General features: G+C 71.5%; 15 protein-coding genes and 1 tRNA gene. 3 read left to right on the forward strand and 13 right to left on the reverse strand.

The features are described from left to right. Positions 1-15 precede the first annotated feature (15 nt). A complete protein-coding gene (locus J1M64_RS06830; RefSeq protein ID WP_067716215.1) occupies positions 16-870 on the reverse strand; it encodes a universal stress protein in 855 nt (284 codons plus the stop codon). A 211-nt stretch (positions 871-1,081) separates the two neighbouring features. On the opposite strand from J1M64_RS06830, the gene J1M64_RS06835 reads away from it, so the two are divergent. Together J1M64_RS06835 and J1M64_RS06840 are read left to right on the forward strand one after the other, a co-directional pair. Then, complete coding sequence (locus J1M64_RS06835; protein WP_069390346.1) at positions 1,082-1,522, forward strand: Fur family transcriptional regulator; 441 nt, start codon at positions 1,082-1,084, stop codon at positions 1,520-1,522. A gap of 69 nt (positions 1,523-1,591) precedes the next feature. Further along, positions 1,592-3,118: a catalase gene (locus J1M64_RS06840; RefSeq protein WP_082923904.1), complete on the forward strand. Its 1,527-nt coding sequence runs from the start codon at positions 1,592-1,594 to the stop codon at positions 3,116-3,118. Between the two features lie 118 nt (positions 3,119-3,236). Here the strand turns inward: J1M64_RS06840 and J1M64_RS06845 are convergent, their stop codons facing one another. From J1M64_RS06845 to mbhE, 9 genes are all read right to left on the reverse strand, one after another. Further along, positions 3,237-4,298, reverse strand: coding sequence for a phosphotransferase family protein (locus J1M64_RS06845; RefSeq protein ID WP_119193380.1), 1,062 nt, complete (start codon positions 4,296-4,298; stop codon positions 3,237-3,239). After that, positions 4,291-5,418, reverse strand: a complete 1,128-nt coding sequence (locus tag J1M64_RS06850; protein ID WP_206473682.1) for a TIGR03857 family LLM class F420-dependent oxidoreductase — start codon at positions 5,416-5,418, stop codon at positions 4,291-4,293. The genes J1M64_RS06845 and J1M64_RS06850 overlap by 8 nt, the downstream gene beginning before the upstream one ends. A gap of 170 nt (positions 5,419-5,588) precedes the next feature. Beyond that, on the reverse strand, positions 5,589-6,974 hold the full coding sequence (gene mgtE / locus J1M64_RS06855) for a magnesium transporter (RefSeq protein ID WP_119193381.1): 1,386 nt from the start codon (positions 6,972-6,974) through the stop codon (positions 5,589-5,591). Then, positions 6,971-7,327, reverse strand: a complete 357-nt coding sequence (locus J1M64_RS06860) for a monovalent cation/H(+) antiporter subunit G (protein WP_119193382.1) — start codon at positions 7,325-7,327, stop codon at positions 6,971-6,973. Before J1M64_RS06860 ends, mgtE begins: the two co-directional genes overlap by 4 nt. Positions 7,328-7,332: 5 nt before the next feature. After that, complete coding sequence (locus J1M64_RS06865; RefSeq protein ID WP_067716228.1) at positions 7,333-7,605, reverse strand: monovalent cation/H+ antiporter complex subunit F; 273 nt, start codon at positions 7,603-7,605, stop codon at positions 7,333-7,335. Then, complete coding sequence (locus tag J1M64_RS06870) at positions 7,602-7,934, reverse strand: Na+/H+ antiporter subunit E (protein ID WP_069390351.1); 333 nt, start codon at positions 7,932-7,934, stop codon at positions 7,602-7,604. The genes J1M64_RS06865 and J1M64_RS06870 overlap by 4 nt, the downstream gene beginning before the upstream one ends. Next, positions 7,931-9,523 carry a proton-conducting transporter membrane subunit gene (locus J1M64_RS06875; RefSeq protein WP_206473684.1) on the reverse strand — a complete coding sequence of 531 codons (1,593 nt, stop codon included), beginning with the start codon at positions 9,521-9,523 and terminating at the stop codon, positions 7,931-7,933. The genes J1M64_RS06870 and J1M64_RS06875 overlap by 4 nt, the downstream gene beginning before the upstream one ends. Then, positions 9,520-9,852 carry a sodium:proton antiporter gene (locus J1M64_RS06880; RefSeq protein ID WP_067716236.1) on the reverse strand — a complete coding sequence of 111 codons (333 nt, stop codon included), beginning with the start codon at positions 9,850-9,852 and terminating at the stop codon, positions 9,520-9,522. The genes J1M64_RS06875 and J1M64_RS06880 overlap by 4 nt, the downstream gene beginning before the upstream one ends. After that, a complete protein-coding gene (gene mbhE / locus J1M64_RS06885; protein ID WP_206473686.1) occupies positions 9,849-12,923 on the reverse strand; it encodes a hydrogen gas-evolving membrane-bound hydrogenase subunit E in 3,075 nt (1,024 codons plus the stop codon). Before mbhE ends, J1M64_RS06880 begins: the two co-directional genes overlap by 4 nt. Before the next feature lie 137 nt (positions 12,924-13,060). Here mbhE and J1M64_RS06890 point away from each other — a divergent pair, with 137 nt between their 5' ends. Continuing rightward, a complete protein-coding gene (locus J1M64_RS06890) occupies positions 13,061-14,518 on the forward strand; it encodes a hypothetical protein (RefSeq protein ID WP_163375415.1) in 1,458 nt (485 codons plus the stop codon). 111 nt (positions 14,519-14,629) lie between these two features. Here the strand turns inward: J1M64_RS06890 and J1M64_RS06895 are convergent, their stop codons facing one another. From J1M64_RS06895 to J1M64_RS06905, 3 genes are all read right to left on the reverse strand, one after another. Further along, the gene (locus J1M64_RS06895; protein ID WP_067716244.1) at positions 14,630-16,723 is read right to left on the reverse strand and encodes an acyl-CoA dehydrogenase; all 2,094 of its coding nucleotides are present in this window, start codon (positions 16,721-16,723) and stop codon (positions 14,630-14,632) included. A gap of 160 nt (positions 16,724-16,883) precedes the next feature. Then, a tRNA-Pro gene (locus J1M64_RS06900) sits at positions 16,884-16,957 on the reverse strand. A gap of 52 nt (positions 16,958-17,009) precedes the next feature. Then, entirely contained in the window at positions 17,010-17,993 is a 984-nt protein-coding gene (locus tag J1M64_RS06905) for a metallophosphoesterase (protein ID WP_206473688.1), read from the reverse strand. Positions 17,994-18,138: the final 145 nt, after the last annotated feature.

Raw genomic sequence — 18,138 nt, forward strand, 5'->3', positions numbered from 1 at the left:
GTCAGGCGGCGGGGGTCAGTCGGCGGGGCGGACGACCGCGACCGCGCACGGCGCTGTCTGGAGCAGGCGGCGGCTGACCGACCCGAGCAGCAATCCGGCGAATCCGCCGTGGCCACGCGAGCCGGTGACCAGCAGTGACGCCCCCGTGGCCTCGTCAGCGACCGTGACGGCGGGCTCGCCGACGACGAGGATGAGCTCGACGCTGACCTCCGGGTGGCGGGCCTCGTGCGGGGCGAGGGAGTCGAGGATGTCCTTCTCGTCCTCGGCGAGCACGCTCTCGGCCAGCTGATCGAGGTCGAACAGTGACGTGCCCGGCAATCTGGGCACCTCCACCGAGTGCACGGCGCGCAGGGTGACACCCCGGCGCTCGGCCTCGGCGAACGCGAACGCCACGGCGGGGTCACTCGCCGCCGAACCGTCGGCGGCCAGGACGACCGGGCCCCCGGTGGGGCTCTCGGGCGTCCGCGGGGTGATGACGAGGACCGGGCAGGTCGCGTGCTCGACGACGCCGGCGGAGGTCGACCCCATCGCGAAGTCCTCGCGCGCGGTGAGGCCGCGGCTGCCCACGACGATCGCCGAGGCGTCGCGGCCGACCCCGACCAGCGCGCTGACGGGACTGTCCGCGATCACCCGGTGGGTGGTCGGCACGTCGGCGGTGAGGTCGGCGAGCTGGTCGCGCATCGCGCCCTCGACGTTCGCGCGGGCGGTCTCGTCGAACGCCACGACGCGGCCCACCGCCCGGTCGGCGGAGATCACCTCGAGTGACGTGCCGTGGTCGCGGGCCCAGGCGGCCGCCCAGGCCACGGCTCTGCGGGCGTCACGCGAACCGTCGTACCCGCACACGACCGGTCCGGTGGTGGTCTCCGACATGGGTTCCTCCTGCAGGTTCGGGGGCACGCGGTCAGGGCCGCCGCGGTGCGGTGACGGCGATCCGGGGTCCGGGTCCATCCTAGTCGCAGCCCGTTGACGGTCGCCCGTGCTCCGCGGACCCCGGACGCGTGCCGGGTCGGCCGATGGGATTCCTAGAACAGAGCCCCTCGTTTTCTGGACCTGTTCCAGAAAGTGGGCTAGGGTGATGCCCATGACGACAGCAACCGAGGACCAGGGGGCAGCGCTCCGCGACGCCGGGTTGAGGGTCACCTCGCCGCGGCTGGCGGTCCTCGCCGTCGTCGCCGGTCGTCCCCACATCGCGGCGGAGGACGTCGCGACTCTCGTCAGGGAACGGCTGGGCGCGGTGTCCACGCAGACCGTCTACGACGCGCTGCGCGTGTGCACCGACGTCGGCCTCATGCGCCGCATCGAACCCGCCGGCTCCCCGGCGCTGTACGAGCGTCGGACGGGGGACAACCACCACCACCTCGTGTGCCGGAAGTGTGGGCGCATCGAGGACGTCGAATGCGCGGTCGGACACGCCCCCTGCCTCACCGCCGACCGGGACCACGGCTTCGAGATCGATGAAGCAGAGGTCAACTACTGGGGAACTTGCCCCGAATGCCGGGCAGGGCAGGCCTCGCGTGTCTGATACTGAGGCCTGGACCACACCACTACTCCGCACCTTCTACTCCACACCCCATCTCGAGGAGCAACTGACGTGACCATTCATCCCGCAGACCGCGGCGTGCGCGACTTCCAGCCGAACTCCCACACCACCACCGACAGTGGCCAGCCCGTCCCGCACGACGAGTTCAGCGCCCAGGTCGGCCCGCAGGGTCCGCAGCCGATCCACGACTTCCACCTCATCGAGAAGCTCGCCCACTTCAACCGGGAGAACGTCCCGGAGCGCCTGCCCCACGCCAAGGGCTCGGGCGCGTTCGGCGAGTTCGAGACCACCGAGGACATCTCGGACATCACCTGTGCCGGCCTGTTCCAGAAGGGCGTCAAGACCCCAATGCTCGCCCGCTTCTCCACCGTCGCCGGTGAGAAGGGCAGCCCGGACACCTGGCGCGACCCGCGTGGCTTCGCCCTGAAGTTCTACACCGAAGAGGGCAACTACGACATGGTCGGCAACAACACGCCGATCTTCTTCATCCGCGATGCGATGAAGTTCCCGGACTTCATCCACTCGCAGCGCCGCAAGAACGCCTCCGGCCTGCGCAACCACGCCATGCAGTGGGACTTCTGGACCCTGAGCCCCGAGTCCACCCACCAGGTGACCTGGCTCATGGGCGACCGCGGCATCCCCAAGACCTGGCGCCACATGGACGGGTTCGGCTCGCACACCTACCAGTTCATCAACGCCGCCGGCGTCCGCCACTGGGTCAAGTTCCACTTCAAGACCAACCAGGGCATCGACTTCCTCACGCAGGCCGAGGCCGACAAGTTGGCCGGCGAGAACGCCGACTACCACCGTCAGGACCTGTTCGAGTCCATCAAGAACGGTGACTTCCCGTCCTGGGACCTTCACGTCCAGGTCATGCCGGTCGACGAGGCGGACGGGTACAAGTACAACCCCTTCGACCTCACCAAGACGTGGTCGCAGAAGGACTACCCGCTGCGCAAGGTCGGCACCATGACGCTGAACCGCAACCCGCAGAACCACCACGCGCAGATCGAGCAGGCCGCGTTCGCGCCGACCAACATCGTCAAGGGCATCGGCTTCTCGCCCGACAAGATGCTGCTCGGCCGCGTCTTCGCCTACCCGGACATCCAGCGCTACCGCATCGGCGCCAACTACCAGCAGGTGCCGGTCAACCGTCCGCTGTCTCCGGTGAACTCCTACTCCAAGGAGGGCGCCATGCAGTACGAGTACCCGCACCCCGCGCAGGCCGAGTACCACCCCAACTCGCTGGGTGGTCCGACCGCCGACGCGTCCAAGGCGTTCGACATCGGCGCCTGGGACACCAAGGGCTCGGACATCCACCGCGGCGACGTGAGCCCGCACGCCGAGGACACCGACTCGGTCCAGGCCTCAATCCTGTACCGCGAGGTCCTCGACGACGCCGCCCGCGAGCGGCTGGCGGCCAACATCGCCGGTCACGTCTCGGCGATCGACCCGTCGGAGACCGAGCTGCTCGACCGCGTCTATGCCTACTGGGCCGCCGTCGACCAGGGCCTCTGCGAGGCCGTCAAGGCGGGCGTCGAGGCGAGCCCCCGCGGCAACCACACGCTGCAGGAGTGACACCCCGGTAGCCGGCCAGTAGCACGCCAACATCCGCTACTCCCCCTACGGATCCGCTACTCCGATTGGACTAGCGAATCCGGGGGCGGGGTAGCGGATTTCGTTGTGTCGTCGTCGGTCAACCGGCCCGGGCCACCGCCAGCGCGTCGTGATCCGCGATGGCGCGGCACGCCCGCCGCATCAGCAGGGCGAACATCTCGTCACCCCGATCCGTCCGGGTGCCGTACATCCAGCCGAAGATCCCCAGCACCGGCGTCTGCAGCAGGCCGTAGACGTAGTCGTCCCAACAGGCGTCGGCGGAATAGTCGGTGACACCGTGACCCAGCAGGGCCCGGTGGTAGTCCGCCACGATGTCGCGCTCGGCGGCCCGCCGGTCGTCCACGGTGAGGCTCGAACCGAGGAATCCGCCCAGGTCACGCCCGGGCAGGCCCACCGCGAGCGTCTGCCAGTCGCAGGCCAGCGAGGGACGGTTCCCGGCCGGGTCCACCAGCATGTTGTCGGCCCGGTAGTCGGCGTGCAGGAGCGCGAACCGCTCGGCCCGCCCGTTGGCCCACCGGGCGATCAGCGGGGCGATCTCCGCCATGATGCGGCGCTCGTCGTCGTCGAGTCTTCCCCCGAGTTCGGAGAGGAACGCCTCCAGCGCCGGCCCGCCGAGCTCCTGGAGAGTGACGTTGTCCTCGACCGTCGGCGCCGCGAGGCCCTCGATGCTCCGGAGCGTGGGGTCGCACCAGCGCGGTCCGTGGAGTCCCGCGAGGTTGACGGCGCAGTCGCGGGCCTGGTCGATCGTCAGCCCGGCGAGCTGGTCGCCCTGGACGAGCGGGGTGACGTCGTCGAGGATGAGCGTGAACTCGCCCTCCCGCTCGCCGAGCTCCGCGAACCGGACCCGCGGGACCCGCACGGCCACGGTCGGCGCGAGGTCACGATAGAACAGCACCTCGGTCCGGTACACGCCGTGCAACAGCGGCCGCATGCCCTCGTCGGGGTTCGGCAGTTTCACGAACAGCGTCGGCGGGAGCCCGTCGCCGTCGACGTGGGCGAGCAGGCCGCATCCGATCTGACCGGTGCCGACCAGCTCCGTCCGCACCGACCGGACCTCGGTGCCCAGGGCCTGCGACAGCCACGGCGCGGTGACCTCCTCCGGCGTACAGACCACCTGCGGGTTCGACGCGACACTAGTCATGACGGGAGATCCTTCCGGGATTGGGCTCGAGGTGGGCGAAGCGGTCGGGGTCCCGGCGCCCGCGCCACTCGGTGAGCACCGGGGCGAGCTCGTCGGGAGTGGCACCGTGCAGGACCACCGAGTCGGCGCCGAGCGCGAGCTGGCCCTCGATCCGGTCGGCGCACTGCGCGGCGCTGCCGACGGCGGCCGTGTTGAGCCACGCGTCGGGCAGGACCTCGCGGGCATGGCGCAGAAGGTCGAGATCGTCGGTGGCGTCGAGCGCGCCGGAATGGGAGGACAGTCGCTCGTCCGCGCGGAACGCCTCGAGCTCCGCCCGGTCCCACCCGTTCACCCGCACCAGGACATCGCCGTAGCCGGTGAGGTAGGTGGCCAATCGCCCGACGAGCTTGCGCAACCGGGCCGTCTCGTCGAGCGAGTCCTCGATGGTCGCCATCACCGACCAGATCCGCACGCCCGCGGGGTCGCGGCCGGCCTGCTCCGCGGACTCCCGCACCAGGCGGACGCAGCGCTGCACCGCCGCATCCGACATGAAGGTGTGGAGCACGACGCCGTCGGCGATCCGCCCGGCCAGCCGCAGCTGGTTGTCGCCCATCGCCATCATCAGCACCGGGATGTCCTCGTCGAACGACGCGTCCTGCATCAGGTACGGGTAGCTGCCGGCCGGGCCGTCGTGACCGACCACCGCCCCGCCGCCCCACAGCGTGCGGTAGATACCGATCGCGTCCTCGAGCTGCGCCGACGTCACGTGCGGCAGGCCCATGATGTCGAAGAGCAGGGAGATGCCCCGGCCCAGTCCGAAGGCGTAGCGCCCGCCGGACATCCGGTGCAGGGTCGTCGCCATGGTCGCGGTCACCAGCGGGTGGCGGGTGTTGTGGTTGGTCGCGGCGGTGCCCACTCCGATCCGGGAGGTCGCCGCCACCGCCGCGCCCGCCATCACCGCGGCGTCCTTGAGCGCGAACCTCTCGGACAGCAGGATGGACCCCAGGCCCAGCTCCTCGGCCCGCGCGGCTTCGGCGATGAGATCCGCCGGGGAGGCGCTGTGTCCGGCCAGCCCGTAGCAGGCGAGCTCGGGCATGAGGGCGGGGGGAGCGGCAGGCGGTCGGGCGGCGTCGTCGGCCATGGGCACCTTCGGGGCGAGGGACTCCGGACGAACCGGATGTGACATGTGTCACCGTAACGCCACGTGGTGTCCGGCAGCGGCGGTTCCCGCGCTCCGTCGGCACGGTCGCCCTACGGTGTCGCGGGTCGGCGTCGCACCGCAGCGCACCGCAGCACACCGGGGAGTTCGGCCTACAGGCCCAGGACCGCCCGCGCGATGAGGAAGTAGACGATCAACCCGGTGGCGTCGACGAACGTCGTGATGAACGGGTTGGAGAAGACGGCCGGGTCGGCGCGGACGGCCTGCGCGAGGAGCGGCATCAGACCGCCCACGGTCGCCGCGACGGTGCACAACACCAGCAGCGTCAACCCGATCACGAGTCCCAGATCGGTGCCGTAGATCAGTCCCGCGGCCAGCGCCCCGACCCCGCCGAGGACCAGACCCAGCGTGAACCCCGTCCGCACCTCCTGGGCCAGTACGCGCAGCCCATCCCGGGGACGCACGTCCCCCAGCGCGAGCGCGCGGGTCACCGTGGTGGCCGCCTGGTTTCCGGTGTTGCCGCCGGTGCCGATGATGAGCGGCACGAACAGTGACAGTGCCACCACCTGCTCGATCGTCCCCTCGAACACCTCGAGCACCTGGACGGTGAGCGCGGCGCCGAGGGCGAGGACCAGCAGCCACACCACGCGCGACCGCACCAGCGATCGCACCGGGGTCGCGAGGTAGGGCGCGCGCAGCGGTTCCGCACCACCGGCGCGCGCGGTGTCCTCGGTCTCGGCGTCCTCGAGGACCCGCAGGGCGTCGTCGAACGTGAGGATCCCGACCAGCCGGCCCTCGTCGTCGACGACCGGCATCACGATGAGGCGCTCCTCCGCTGACCTTCGCGCGGCGGTCTCGGCGGATTCGCGTGCCCGCGCGGTGATCGCGTCGTTCATCAGGTCGCGGACCGGTGTCCCCGGCTCGGCGCGCATGATCGCGCGCAGGCCCACGATCCCCACCAGGCGACGCTGGTCGTCGGTCACCGGGATGCCGTAGATCGTCTCGGCCTCGTCGATCCGCTGGCGCACACGGTCGAGGGTCTCGCCGGCGGTGACGTCGGGGTGGGTGGAGATGAACTCCGGGCTCATCCGCCGACCGACCGAGCCGACCGGGTAGTCGAGCACCGCTGCGGTGAGGGCCTGCTCGTCGTGGTCGAGTTCCCGCATGAGCCGGGTGGCCACGCGCGCCGGGAGTTCGTCGATCAGCCCGGCCCGGTCGTCGGGGTCGAGGTCGGTGAAGATCTGGCTGACGCGGTCCGTGTGCAGCGCGCGGATCAGCTCGGACTGCAGCGGCGGGTCGAGGGCCTCGAAGACCACCAGCGCGGTGCCCTTGGACAGCAACCGGAACAGCACGGCCCGGTCCTTGGCGCCGCTGCGCTCGAGGACGTCGACGATCAGCCAGGGCGGCATCTCCTCGACCATGTCGGAGGCCGTGCGCAGGTCACCGCTGTCGATCAGGGAATCGATCCGTCGGGCGGCGTCGGCCGGATCACGCAGGGTCTGGTCCCGGCCGTCGCGCGCGTCACCCGGCCCGGTCATGTCCCGGTCTCCTCGGCGATGTCGTCATACGCGGTCAACGGGTCGAGTCTGCCGTCTGCCCGGTAGGCGGCGCGGGCGAGCGTCATGGAGGCGACCGTCGTCACCACCACCGTCGCTCCCAGGGCCACCAACGCCATGAGCAGCTGCGCCCAGGAGTACCCGGATCTCAGCTCGTGCCCGTAGGCCGAGAAGATGAACAGCATCATCCCCAGGCCGGTCGCCACGGACAGGATGTTGATCCGGGTCAGCGCGTCGCCGGCCCGGGACATGGTCACAGCGGCCACCAGGAAGCACAGCGACCCGAGCAGCGCCAGTACACCGATCACCAGGTCCGCGATCATCGAGCCCTCCATCCCCGTCACCGCTGTCCTCGGGAGAGCAACCGCGCGAGGGCGACGGTCGAGAGCACACCGATGAGCGATCCGAGCATCACCACGTCCAGTGCCACCGCAGATCCCTGACGGATCACGAACAGCACGAACAGTGCCACCGCGCAGAAGTAACTCAGATCAGCCATGACGGCACGGTTGGCATCGCCCGGTCCGCGTACCGCGCGGACCGCCGCCACCACCATGCTCGCGACGACGATCACGGTCGACACGGCCAGCAGCACCGTCAGCAGCGGGCTCATTCGTCTTCACCTCGCAGAACGGACAGCACCCGGTCCTCGGTCCGACCGAGCAACTCGATCATCTCCTGACGGGGCCCGCCGAGCACGACGTGGACCCACATCTCGTCGTCACCGATGACCGTCACCAGTGTCCCCGGCGTGACGGTGATCGCCCAGGCCAGGGCCGTGATCTCCACGTCGGTGCGGCAGCGCATGGGATAGCGCACCAGCACCGGGGTGCCGATCGGACCGGGTGTGACGGCCTCCTTGGCCAGGGCCACCGACGACAGCACGACGTTCCACAGCAACCATCCCAGGACGACCGGGGCGCGGAGTACCCGGCGGATCACGAGCGTCCCCCGATCGTCGAGTCGGTCATCGCATCGGGGCCGTCGAGCACGGCCGAGACGTACGCGTCGGTGTCGACGAGGCCGGCCACCGCCCGGTCCACCTCCGGGGCGATCGCCCCGTACCCCAGGAAGATGGCCACCGACAGGGCCGCGAGTACGCCCCCGGGCACGAGCAGGCGCGCCGGCACGCGCGGAGACGGGCGAACGTCGTTGTCGTCGTCGTCATCGTCGTCGCCGTGCTCGTCAACCCACTGCTGGCGCTCGTCGCTGTCACCGTCGTCATCGCCGGGACGGGGCGCGGGTCCGCCCCACATGATGCCGCGCCACAACCGGAGCATGGCCACGAGCCCGATGAGGGAGGAGACCAGGACGACGACGACGGTGGCGACTCCCCATGCGCCACCCGTCCCCAGGGCGGCGGTCACGACCTCGAGTTTGCCGGTCAGCCCCGAGGTGGGCGGCAGTCCGACGAGGGCCGCGATGGCGAGCACCAGCAGCACCCCTAGCGGACGTTCGCGGTACCAGAGGCCCGACAGCCCAGCCAGCTGTCCGCTGCGGTAGACGTGCTCGGCGGCACCGATCAGCATCACGAGCGCCCCGATGGTGACCATGTGGTGGATCATGTAGACGATCGCACCGCCGGGGGCCTGCGCGACCGCCAGCGCGGCGAGGATGACGCCGACCCCGGAGACCATCTGCCAGGCGAGGATCTCGCGGGCGCCGACGGGGGACGCCGAGGCGACGGCACCCCACAGCGCGGTCACCAGCGCCACGACCAACAGGACGCGGCCCCATGCCGGATCGAGGTCGAAGGCGGTGGCCCAGATCCGGATGACCGCGTAGAGAGCCACCTTGGTGTGCAGCGCGGAGAACAGCGCCATGACCCCGGCGGAGGTGCCGGGGTAGGCGCGGGGCAGCCACCCGTGGACGGGTACGGCGCCGGCCTTGATGCACAGGGCCATGAGCACCACACCCAGGGCGGCGGCGACCCGGCCGTCCTCCTGTGCCGCTCCCGCGAGCACGGCGAGGTTGACGCTTCCGGCGGTGCCGTACACGAAGCCGACGCCCGCGAGCAGCAGCGTGGAGGTGAGGAGGTTGATCACGACGAACAACCGGCCCACGCCGAGGCGGCGCCACGTGCCCGTCATGGCGATGAGCGCGTACGAGGGCAGCAGCATGACCTCGACGAAGACGAAGAGGTTGAACAGGTCGCCGGTGAGCAGGGCGCCGTTGGCGCCGGCGAGCAGCAGCAGGGCCAGCGGGGCGAAGTAGCGGCTCCGGCCGAACTCCCCGGTCTGGTCACAGAACACCAGGGACATCAACGCCACCACACCGGTGGTGACCAGCATGAGCGCGGCGAACGAGTCGGAGACGAAGGGGATCGCGACGCCCGGCACGAAGCCGCCCACCGAGGCGGCGATCACCGGTTCGGACCGGTGCAGTACGAGGAGCACGAGCCCGGCGACCGCCGTGGCCGCCGGGACCGCCAGCGCCACGAGACGGCCGGCCTGCCGGGACGGCAGGATCGCCGTGACGGCGGCGGCCATCACGGGAATGGCTGCCAGCAGGGGCAGGAGCAGGGCGGTCACGACGCGTACTCCTCACCGGTGGGCGGGACGTTGTGGGTGTCGTCGTCGCGGCTCACCACCGCGAGCGAGAGCATGAACACGGTCACCGCGAGCGTGATGACGATCGCGGTGAGGACGAACGCCTGGGGGAGCGGGTCGGCGGACACGTCGACTGCGTTGACGTCGGCGAGTGGCTCGGCCCGCCAGGCCGCCACGCCAGCGCTGAGCAACGTGAGATTGACCGCGTGGCTGATGAGCGCGAGACCGAACACGACACGGACCATGCCGCGCTGCATCATCAGGTAGACGCCGCCCGCGGTGAGGACGCCGATCATGATCGCGATGGTCACCGGGCGACCTCCTCGTCGGTTCCGCGACGAGTCCCCGGGGTGCCCCCGGTTACGCCGGTACCGGCCCCACCACTGGTTTTCCGCGGGCCTGACTTCCGGCGGCCGGTGTCCGGCGCGTCGGGGCCGGAGACGACCTCTGCGGGGGCGCGGCCCGCGCCGAGCGTGTTGAACGCGGTCATGACCAGTCCGAGGACGCCGGCGTAGACCCCGAGGTCGAAGATGAGGGCACTGGAGAGGCGCTGGCCCAGGAAGTACCCGTTGGCGGGCTGGAGGAACTGCCCGAGCGCGTAGCCGCCGATCCCGGTGAGTCCGGCGACCACCAGCCCCCCGCCGATGAGCGCGACCGGGGTGGAGGGTCGGCTCACGGGGCGATCCGACTCGCGGGCCAGGTAGACCAGCGCGAATGCGCACGCCGCGACCAGGGCGGCGATGAAACCGCCGCCGGGCTCGTTGTGGCCACGCCACAGCAGCATCACGGAGACCACGGCGAGGACCGGCGTCACGCCCCGTGCGAGCAGCTTCAACGGCACGGTGTTGCGGGCGGCGTCCTCCAACGCCTCCGCGGCCGTGCCGGTGCTCTTCGCGGAACCGGGCAGGGTCTCGCGGACGGACTCGGGATCCATGGTCTGGGCGGTGGCCCGGACCGAGCCGAGGACGCCGAGGATCGCGATGCCGGCCACGCCGAGCACGGCCACCTCGCCGAAGGTGTCGAGAGCGCGGAACTCCACGAGGATCGTGTTGACGATGTTGCTCCCGCCGGTGATCTCGGGGCCGTTCTCCAGCAGGTACACGCCGATCGGGGAGCGTTCCCGGCGCCCGGTGAAGACCAGCACACCGATGGTGGTTGTGATGCCGGTGAGGACGGCCAGCACGATGGCGGCGGTGTTCCTCGGGCGGGAGGCGGTGATGAAGTCGCGGGGCAACCGCCTCAGGACGAGCACGAACATGATGATCGTGAGCGCCTCGACCAGCAGCTGGGTCAGTCCGACGTCGGGCGCGCCGAGGCCGAAGATCTGGATGGTCACGGCGATCCCGACGGCCGACAGCAGCACCGCGGCCGACAGGCGCGAGCGCGTGACGCACAGTCCCAGCACGCCCACCGCGACCACGAGGAGCAACACGACGTCGATCGCGCTCTCGAGCCCGCCGACGCGCGGGGGGATCGAACTGCCCGTCGCCAGGGCCCATCCGCCGATCCCGACCGCGTAGACGCTCAGTACCGCCAGCAGGGCGCCGGCGTGCCGGGCGGGGGAGTCCGACGCGGTGGGACGGACCAGCGCGCGGCCGGCGCGCGTCGCCGCCGACGTCAGGCCCTCGAGGACGGAGGCGCCCGTGAAGGGGAGCAGCTCCCGGTCGAGTGCGCGGTCGATCGGCGTGCGCTTCCAGGCCAGCAGGGCACCGACGACGAGGATCAGGGCGGTGAGCCCGACCTCCAGGGTCAGCCCGTGCCACAGGACGAAGTGGGCCTCGTAGGTCAGGTCGTCGATCGTCCCGGCGGGAGCGGTGCCATAGACGACGGCGGTGCCCGGTTCGTTCGGGGGCCAGCCGAACGAACCGGCCGCGGCCTCGGCGACCGCGGACATCGGCACGTCGAAGACCCAGACCACGAGCGCCAGCGGCAACCCGATCGCGGCGGGCAGGGCCGCGGGCAGCCAGAGCCGGACCGGTGCCTCGTGGACCTCGTCCGGGTCGGCCGCCGTCCGGGCCGGGTCGCGGTAGACGCCGAGGAAGCCGCCCAGCACGATCCGGGCGCAGTAGAGGAAGGTGAGGATCGCCCCGATCACGGCGGCGGTCAGCAGGGCGGTCACCGCCACCGTGTTCCCGCCGGCGACGTCGCCGAACGCGATGAGCATGGACTCCTTGGACACGAAGCCCAGGGTGGGCGGCACGGCGGCCATGGCGCCCGCGCCGAGCACGGTGGCGCCGAACGTCCACGGCATGCGGCGCCACAGCGGGCCGAGGTCGCGGATGTCGCGGGCCCCCGCCTCGTGGTCGACCACGCCGACCAGCATGAACAGCCCGGACTTGAACAGGGCGTGGGCGACGGTGTGCAGTGCGGCGGCGGCGAGCGCCTCCTGCGTCCCCACGCCGATCGCCGCGGTGATCCACCCCAGCTGGCTCACGGTGGAATAGGCCATGAGCTGCTTGAGGTCGGTCTTCTGCAGGGCGAACACGGCCGCCATCACGGCGGTTCCCATGCCCACGGACACGAGCAGTGCGTTCCACACCGGCACGTCGTGGAAGGCCGGGGAGAACCGCATGAACAGGAAGATCCCGGCCTTGACCACGGCCGCGGCGTGCAGGTACGCGCTCACCGGGGTCGCCGCCGCCATCGCGTCCGGCAGCCAGAAGTGGAACGGGAACTGGGCGGACTTGGTGAACGCGGCCACCGCCACGGCGACCGCGATCGCTGCGGTGAAGCCGGGGTCGGTGGACCACACGTCGTGCGCGAGGGCCTCCGAGATGGAGGTGGTGTCGGTGCGCAACCACATGGCCACGAGCGCGCCCAGCAGCACGAGGCCACCGACGACGGTCACCGTGAGGGTGCGCAGCGCGGCGGCGTAGGCAGGGCGGCCCGAGTTGGCGATCAACGCGAACGACGCCAGGGACGTGAGCTCCCAGCACACGTAGAGCAGCACCATCGAGTCCGTGAGGACGAGCCCCAGCATGGAGACCGTGAACAGGGTCATGAGCTGGTAGAAGCCGTAGTGCTGTGGGCGCCGCCCGCGGGCGTGCCGACGCCCGTGCCCGTGGTCACCGCCGCCGGAGAGATACGACGACGAATAGATCAACACGATCGCGCCGATCACCAACGCGAGCATCGCGAAGAGCAGGCCCGTGGGGTCCGCGAACAGGTCCAGGGTCCAGTCGCGGGCGGGCACCCAGGGGATGCGTACGACCTCGGTGGGCCTCCCCGACAGGGCCAGCGAGAGCGGCCCCAGCAGCGCGAACGCCCCCAGTAGGTAGAGCGCCGCGAGCGGCCATCCCGCGCCCCGGCCCAACCACCGTGTGAGCGGCCACGCGAGCAGGGTGGCCAGACCTGCAGCAGCGATCGCGAGGACGGGGCTCATGGCTCCTTCCTGCGCGGCAGCGGGTAACGAGGGGTGCGAAGGTTTCCACGGAAGTTTATCAACAGCCACGGACACCGATGCGGGGGCATGCCGAGTGACCTGCGGGAACACCGGTTCCAGGGGGCTACGATCCGGCCATGACCTCCTCGGACGCCCCCTCTGAGACCTCGCCGCACACCGACATCCTGCCCGTCACCGACCCCGGCACCTCCCCTCGATCAGACCCCCCGGACGCGCCGGACGCCCCGGGCCACGAGGTCGGCGCCGCCCGCGGGGGACCCGCGCGGCGGCTGCTGGGCCTGGCGCTGATCGTCCTGCCCCTCGTCCTGGCCGCACTGTGGGCGGTGGTCGGGCCGACCCCCCAGCAGGAGGACGCCGCCCCCGGCGCCGGCGGGCCCCTGCGTTCGGCGCTGGCGGAGGCGTCGGCCAACTCGTCGTTCACGGTCGCCGGAGCGGAGCAGTTGCGCTCCGGGACGACCGAACTCGCCGACGGCGCCGGGCAGCTGCGCGACGGCTCCGCGGAGCTGGCCACGGGCATGGAGCAGTTGCAGGCGGGGATGGGGCAGGCCGGATCCGGGGCCGAGGAGGTCGCGGGCGGCGTCCGTCAGGTCGTGGGTGCGGTCCGCGGGGTCGCCGTGATCCAGGGGCAGGTCTCCACCGCGATCGAGGACGCCCTGTCGCGGCTGCAGGGCGACGCCCCGGAGGTCGTCCAGGCGCGCAACGCCCTGACCGGGCTCCGCGACCAGCTGGCCACCCAGGGCCTCGACCAGAACACGCTGAGCAACCTCGACCAGCTCGACTCCGGCGCGGCGGAACTCGCCCGCCAACTCTCCGCCCCGGGCGCCGAGCTGCGCGACGGCGTCTACTCCGCCACCCGTGGCGCCCGCGAACTCGCCGGCGGCGCGGGCGAGCTCGCCACGGGAGCCGACACGCTCCGCGACGGTGCGGCCAGCGTCGCCGACTCCGCCGGCCGCACCCAGGAGTCCATCGGCAAGACCGGGCGGGCCCTGGCCGTCGAGCAGGGCGACGCCGGGCTGGAGGCCGCCGCGGCCGCCGACGACTCCGAGCGCCGCACCTCCGCCGGGATCCTCGGCGTCGCCGCCGCAGCGATGCTCGGAGCACTGCTCGTCCAGCTCGTCCGCCGGCCCGGCTCGTCGATCGCCGAGTCGGTTCTCGCGCTGACCCTGCTCACCGCGAGCCTGTCCGCGTGGGCGCTGGCCACCGCCGACGGCCCCACCGCGGGCGGGGCTACTGCCGCCGTGGCTCTCGTCGCCCTCGTCGTCGTCGCCTCCTCCGCCCTGTGGCGCGCCCTCGTCGCGGTGCTCGGCCCGTGGCCCGGTCGGATCACGGCGGTGATCCTCGCCGCCGCGTCGGCCGGCGCGGCGTGGTGGGTGTGGGTCGCCGGCGGTGCGCCCTCGGCGATCGTCACCGTCACCTCGGCGACCACGACCGGGCAGGCCACCGCGGCGCTCGACGCCGTGCTCCTGTCCGGGCCCGCCTCCGTCGCCTGGACCGGCGCGGCGGTCCTGCTGGCGGTCGCGGTGTTCTCGCTTCTGGCGGTGATCGTCGCCGGGCGGCCCCGCGCCCGCCGGTAGACGTCGCGCCGAGGCGGACCCGCTCCCGCGCCGACGAGAAGAGCGTTCCGCACGCCTCCCTCTCGGGAAACGTGTGCGGAACGCTCTTCGGGATGAAGGGGTCGCGCGAGGTCAGTCGGCCAGGCCGACGACCTCGTGTTCGTCGGAGGGCTCGTCGGTGATCGCGTCCACGCCGCCGTCGGTGAGCATGGGGACGCTGAAGACGAACTCGGGGATCGCGAAGGCGTCGACCAGCGTGCGCGCCCGGCCGGCCAACTTGGTGCAGAGACGGTTGCGGGCCGCGGTGGCCGCCTTCGTCCGCTCGGTCGTCAGACGGTTGTGCTCGAGGAACCAGCCCTTGTCGCCGTCCACGATGTCGAGCACGTACAGGTCGCACAACATCCCGAGGACCTCCCTGGCCTCCGGGTCCTCGCAGGCCTCCACGGCCTCGGCGAAGCGGGCGAACACCCAGCTGTCCATGTGGGCGCGACCGGCCTGCAGGAGATGATCCTGCGCCGAGTTGAAGACCTTGAACGCCGCCGAGCCGTCCTGGCCCTGCGCCTTGCGCAGCCGTCGCGCGACCGTCTCCAGCAGGTGCTCCTCGCGGTCGACGAGGAGCTGGAGCTGGTTGCCGCGATCGAGCAGGTCGGTGTGCTCGCGGTCCGTCACGGCGTCGACGAGCTTCTGCCACAGGGTGGAGGCGCGGGCCTTCTCCTGCACCACGTCGACGGCCGTGCTCAGCGCGAACGCGACGGTCTCGCGCTGGTCCATGTCGCCGAAGTCCGCGGCGTAGGAGCTCAGGAGCTCCTTGCCCACCAACTGGGTGAGCACCACGTTGTCGCCCTCGAAGGTCGAGAAGACGTCGCAGTCCTTGCGCATCTCTGTGAGCAGGTTCTCCGCCATGTAGCCGGCGCCGCCGCAGGCCAGGCGGGCCTCGATGATCGTGTCGTTGGCGAACGCGGTGACCGAGGCCTTGATGCCCGCGGCGTGGGTCTCCATCTCGCGGCGACGGACCTCGTCGAAGGCCTCCGGGTTCTTCTCGAACTCGTCCAGTTCGAGGATGATGGCGTTCTGGGCGCACGCGAACGCGTACGCGCGGGCGACCCGTGGCATGAGCCGACGCTGGTGCTCGCGGTACTCCAGCAGCGGGATGCCCTTGCCGGTCTCCGGGTGGTCGAACTGCCGGCGGACCAGCGAGTACCGCACGGCCAGCGCCAGCGCGGTGCGCGCGGACGCGCCCGCCGCCGCTCCCACCGACACCCGACCGCGGATGAGCGTGCCGAGCATGGTGAAGAATCGGGCGCCCACCGAATCGATGGGGGAGGAGTACTCCCCGTCGGCGTCGACGGCGCCGAAGCGGTCGAGCAGCGCCTCCCGCGGGACCCGCACGTCGTCGAACCAGATCTTGCCGTTGTCCACGCCCGCGAGGCCGCCCTTGGGGCCGTGGTCGGAGGTGCGCACCCCCGGCAGGTCGTTACCGGCCTCGTCGCGGATCGGCACGAGCAGGCAGTGGACACCGTGGCGGAGTTCCCCGCCGTCGTCCGCGGTCGTGATCAGCTGGGCGAACACGGCGGCCATCCGGCCGTCGCGGGCGGCGTTGCCGATGTAGGCCTTCTCCGCGCTGGGCGTGGGGGTGTTGACGACGAACTCGCCGGTCTCACGATCGAACGTCGCCGTCGTCTCCAGGTTCTGCACGTCCGAGCCGCCGCCGACCTCGGTCATGGCGAAGCAGCCGAGCAGGTCCAGGGACATGACGTCCGGCAGGTACTTCTTACGGGTCTCGGAGTCGCCGAGGTTGGCGATCGCGCCGCCGAACAGGCCCCACTGGACGCCGGCCTTGACCATGAGGGACAGGTCGAGGTGGCCGAGCATCTCGAAGGACGTCAACGCCCCGCCGGTGTCACCGGTCCCACCGTCCTCCTCGCGGAACCCCAGCTTGGGCATCCCGGAGTCGGCCAGGCGCTGGAGCTGCGCCAGTACATGGTCGCGATGCTCCTCCATGCCCAGCCCGATCGGGTTGAGCATGTCCGGGGTCATGGCCTCGCGCGTGAACTCGCGGGCATCGGCCCAGGTCCCGTCGAGGACCTTCTGCAGCGAGGCCGCGAGGACCGCGTCCCCCGCCCCGGTGGTGGTGATGCGGCCGTAGTTCGGGTGCACGGCCGGGCCGGTCCCGGGTGCACTGTCCCCTGCGGCGGCGGCGTTCTGGACGTCGGTCTCGGAGGTCATGACACGACTCTACGGAGAGTCCGCGCCGCTGTGCACCGGAAGAGCGGCCCCACGTCGACGGCACCACGGCAGGGGGAACCCGAGGGCACGGCACGAACTGGCCGAGGGCACGAAAAGACCGAGGGCCCGGATCACCGACGTGATCCGGGCCCTCGCATTGTCGGGGTGGCGGGATTTGAACCCACGGCCTCTTCGTCCCGAACGAAGCGCGCTACCAAGCTGCGCCACACCCCGGTCGACAACGAGGGATACTCTAGCGCCCCGCCGCCGGAATCGCGAAACCGGGTCAGGCCGGCAGGGGCACCTTCACCCGTTGCGGGGTCACCGGGATCTCGGATCCCTCGCCGCCACCACCGGGGGCGGCGACCAGTTCCAGCAGGGTCGCCTCCGGGCGGCAGAACGTCCGAACCGGCACGTACGGGGAGGTGCCCAGGCCGGCGGAGACGTGCAACACCAGGTTCCGGCCCCACGCGGACAGACCCTGGGCCCGCGAGCGGTCGATGCCGCAGTTGGTGACGATCGCGCCGGTGGGGAGGCAGAGTTGACCACCGTGGGTGTGCCCCGCGAGCGCGAGGTCGTACCCGTCGGCGTCGAACCGGTCCAGCACGCGTGGCTCCGGGGAGTGCAGCAACCCGATCCGCAGGTCGAAGGCGGGCCCGGCGGGTCCGGCGATCTCGTTGTAGTGGTCCCGTCCGATGTGGGGGTCGTCGACACCGGCGACGAGCACGCTACGGCCGTCGACCGCGATCTCGGCGCGCTGGTGGGTGGCGTCGACCCAGCCCCGCTCGGTGAAGGCGGCCCTGAGATCCCGCCACGGCAACGGGACGGCCGAGTGTTTCTGGCGGCCTATCCCGATGTACGGCAGCGGGCTCTTGGGGACCGGGGCGTAGTAGTCGTTGGAGCCGAACACGAACGCCCCGGGCCGGTCGAGCAGTGGCCCGAGGGCCTGGACCACGGAGGGCACGGCCCGGGCGTCGGAGAGGTTGTCGCCGGTGTTGACGACCAGGTCGGGCTCCAACTCCGCCAGCGAGTTGACGAACTGCTGCTTACGCTTCTGGCCGGGCATCATGTGCAGGTCCGAGACGTGGAGGATCGTCAGGGGCCGCGAGCCGGGCGCGAGCAGCGGCAGGGAGTGGCGGCGCAGCGTGAAGGCGTTGCGCTCCCAGCCCGTGGCGTACACGGTTCCCGCCACGACCGCCCCGGCGAGGACGGCCGCCGCGCGGGCGGGGGAGGTCGTCGAAACCCGGGTCTTGCGTGAAGGGCGTGACATCAGTCCAGACTACCGACGCCGGGCGGGGTCACCGCGGCGGCGAGATGGTGATGGGGGCCAGGCCCGGCACGTTGAGCACGATGGGTTCGTCCCCGACCGGCGCCCCCGGGCCGGAGGCGCCCTGCCCCTGCGCGCCGGTCGGGGA

Origin of the sequence: Dietzia sp. KRD202 (assembly GCF_017168155.1) — a bacterium.
Lineage (GTDB): Bacteria > Actinomycetota > Actinomycetes > Mycobacteriales > Mycobacteriaceae > Dietzia > Dietzia kunjamensis.

Excerpts from the sequence above, each read along its gene's own strand:
- J1M64_RS06865 (WP_067716228.1), bottom strand. The coding sequence starts at position 7,605 with ATGAGCCCGCTGCTGACGGTGCTGCTGGCCGTGTCGACCGTGATCGTC.
- J1M64_RS06860 (WP_119193382.1), bottom strand. The coding sequence starts at position 7,327 with ATGGAGGGCTCGATGATCGCGGACCTGGTGATCGGTGTACTGGCGCTG.
- J1M64_RS06890 (WP_163375415.1), top strand. The coding sequence starts at position 13,061 with ATGACCTCCTCGGACGCCCCCTCTGAGACCTCGCCGCACACCGACATC.
- J1M64_RS06850 (WP_206473682.1), bottom strand. The coding sequence starts at position 5,418 with ATGGCCGACGACGCCGCCCGACCGCCTGCCGCTCCCCCCGCCCTCATG.
- mgtE (WP_119193381.1), bottom strand. The coding sequence starts at position 6,974 with ATGACCGGGCCGGGTGACGCGCGCGACGGCCGGGACCAGACCCTGCGT.
- J1M64_RS06895 (WP_067716244.1), bottom strand. The coding sequence starts at position 16,723 with ATGACCTCCGAGACCGACGTCCAGAACGCCGCCGCCGCAGGGGACAGT.
- J1M64_RS06830 (WP_067716215.1), bottom strand. The coding sequence starts at position 870 with ATGTCGGAGACCACCACCGGACCGGTCGTGTGCGGGTACGACGGTTCG.
- J1M64_RS06835 (WP_069390346.1), top strand. The coding sequence starts at position 1,082 with ATGACGACAGCAACCGAGGACCAGGGGGCAGCGCTCCGCGACGCCGGG.
- mbhE (WP_206473686.1), bottom strand. The coding sequence starts at position 12,923 with ATGAGCCCCGTCCTCGCGATCGCTGCTGCAGGTCTGGCCACCCTGCTC.
- J1M64_RS06845 (WP_119193380.1), bottom strand. The coding sequence starts at position 4,298 with ATGACTAGTGTCGCGTCGAACCCGCAGGTGGTCTGTACGCCGGAGGAG.
- J1M64_RS06905 (WP_206473688.1), bottom strand. The coding sequence starts at position 17,993 with ATGTCACGCCCTTCACGCAAGACCCGGGTTTCGACGACCTCCCCCGCC.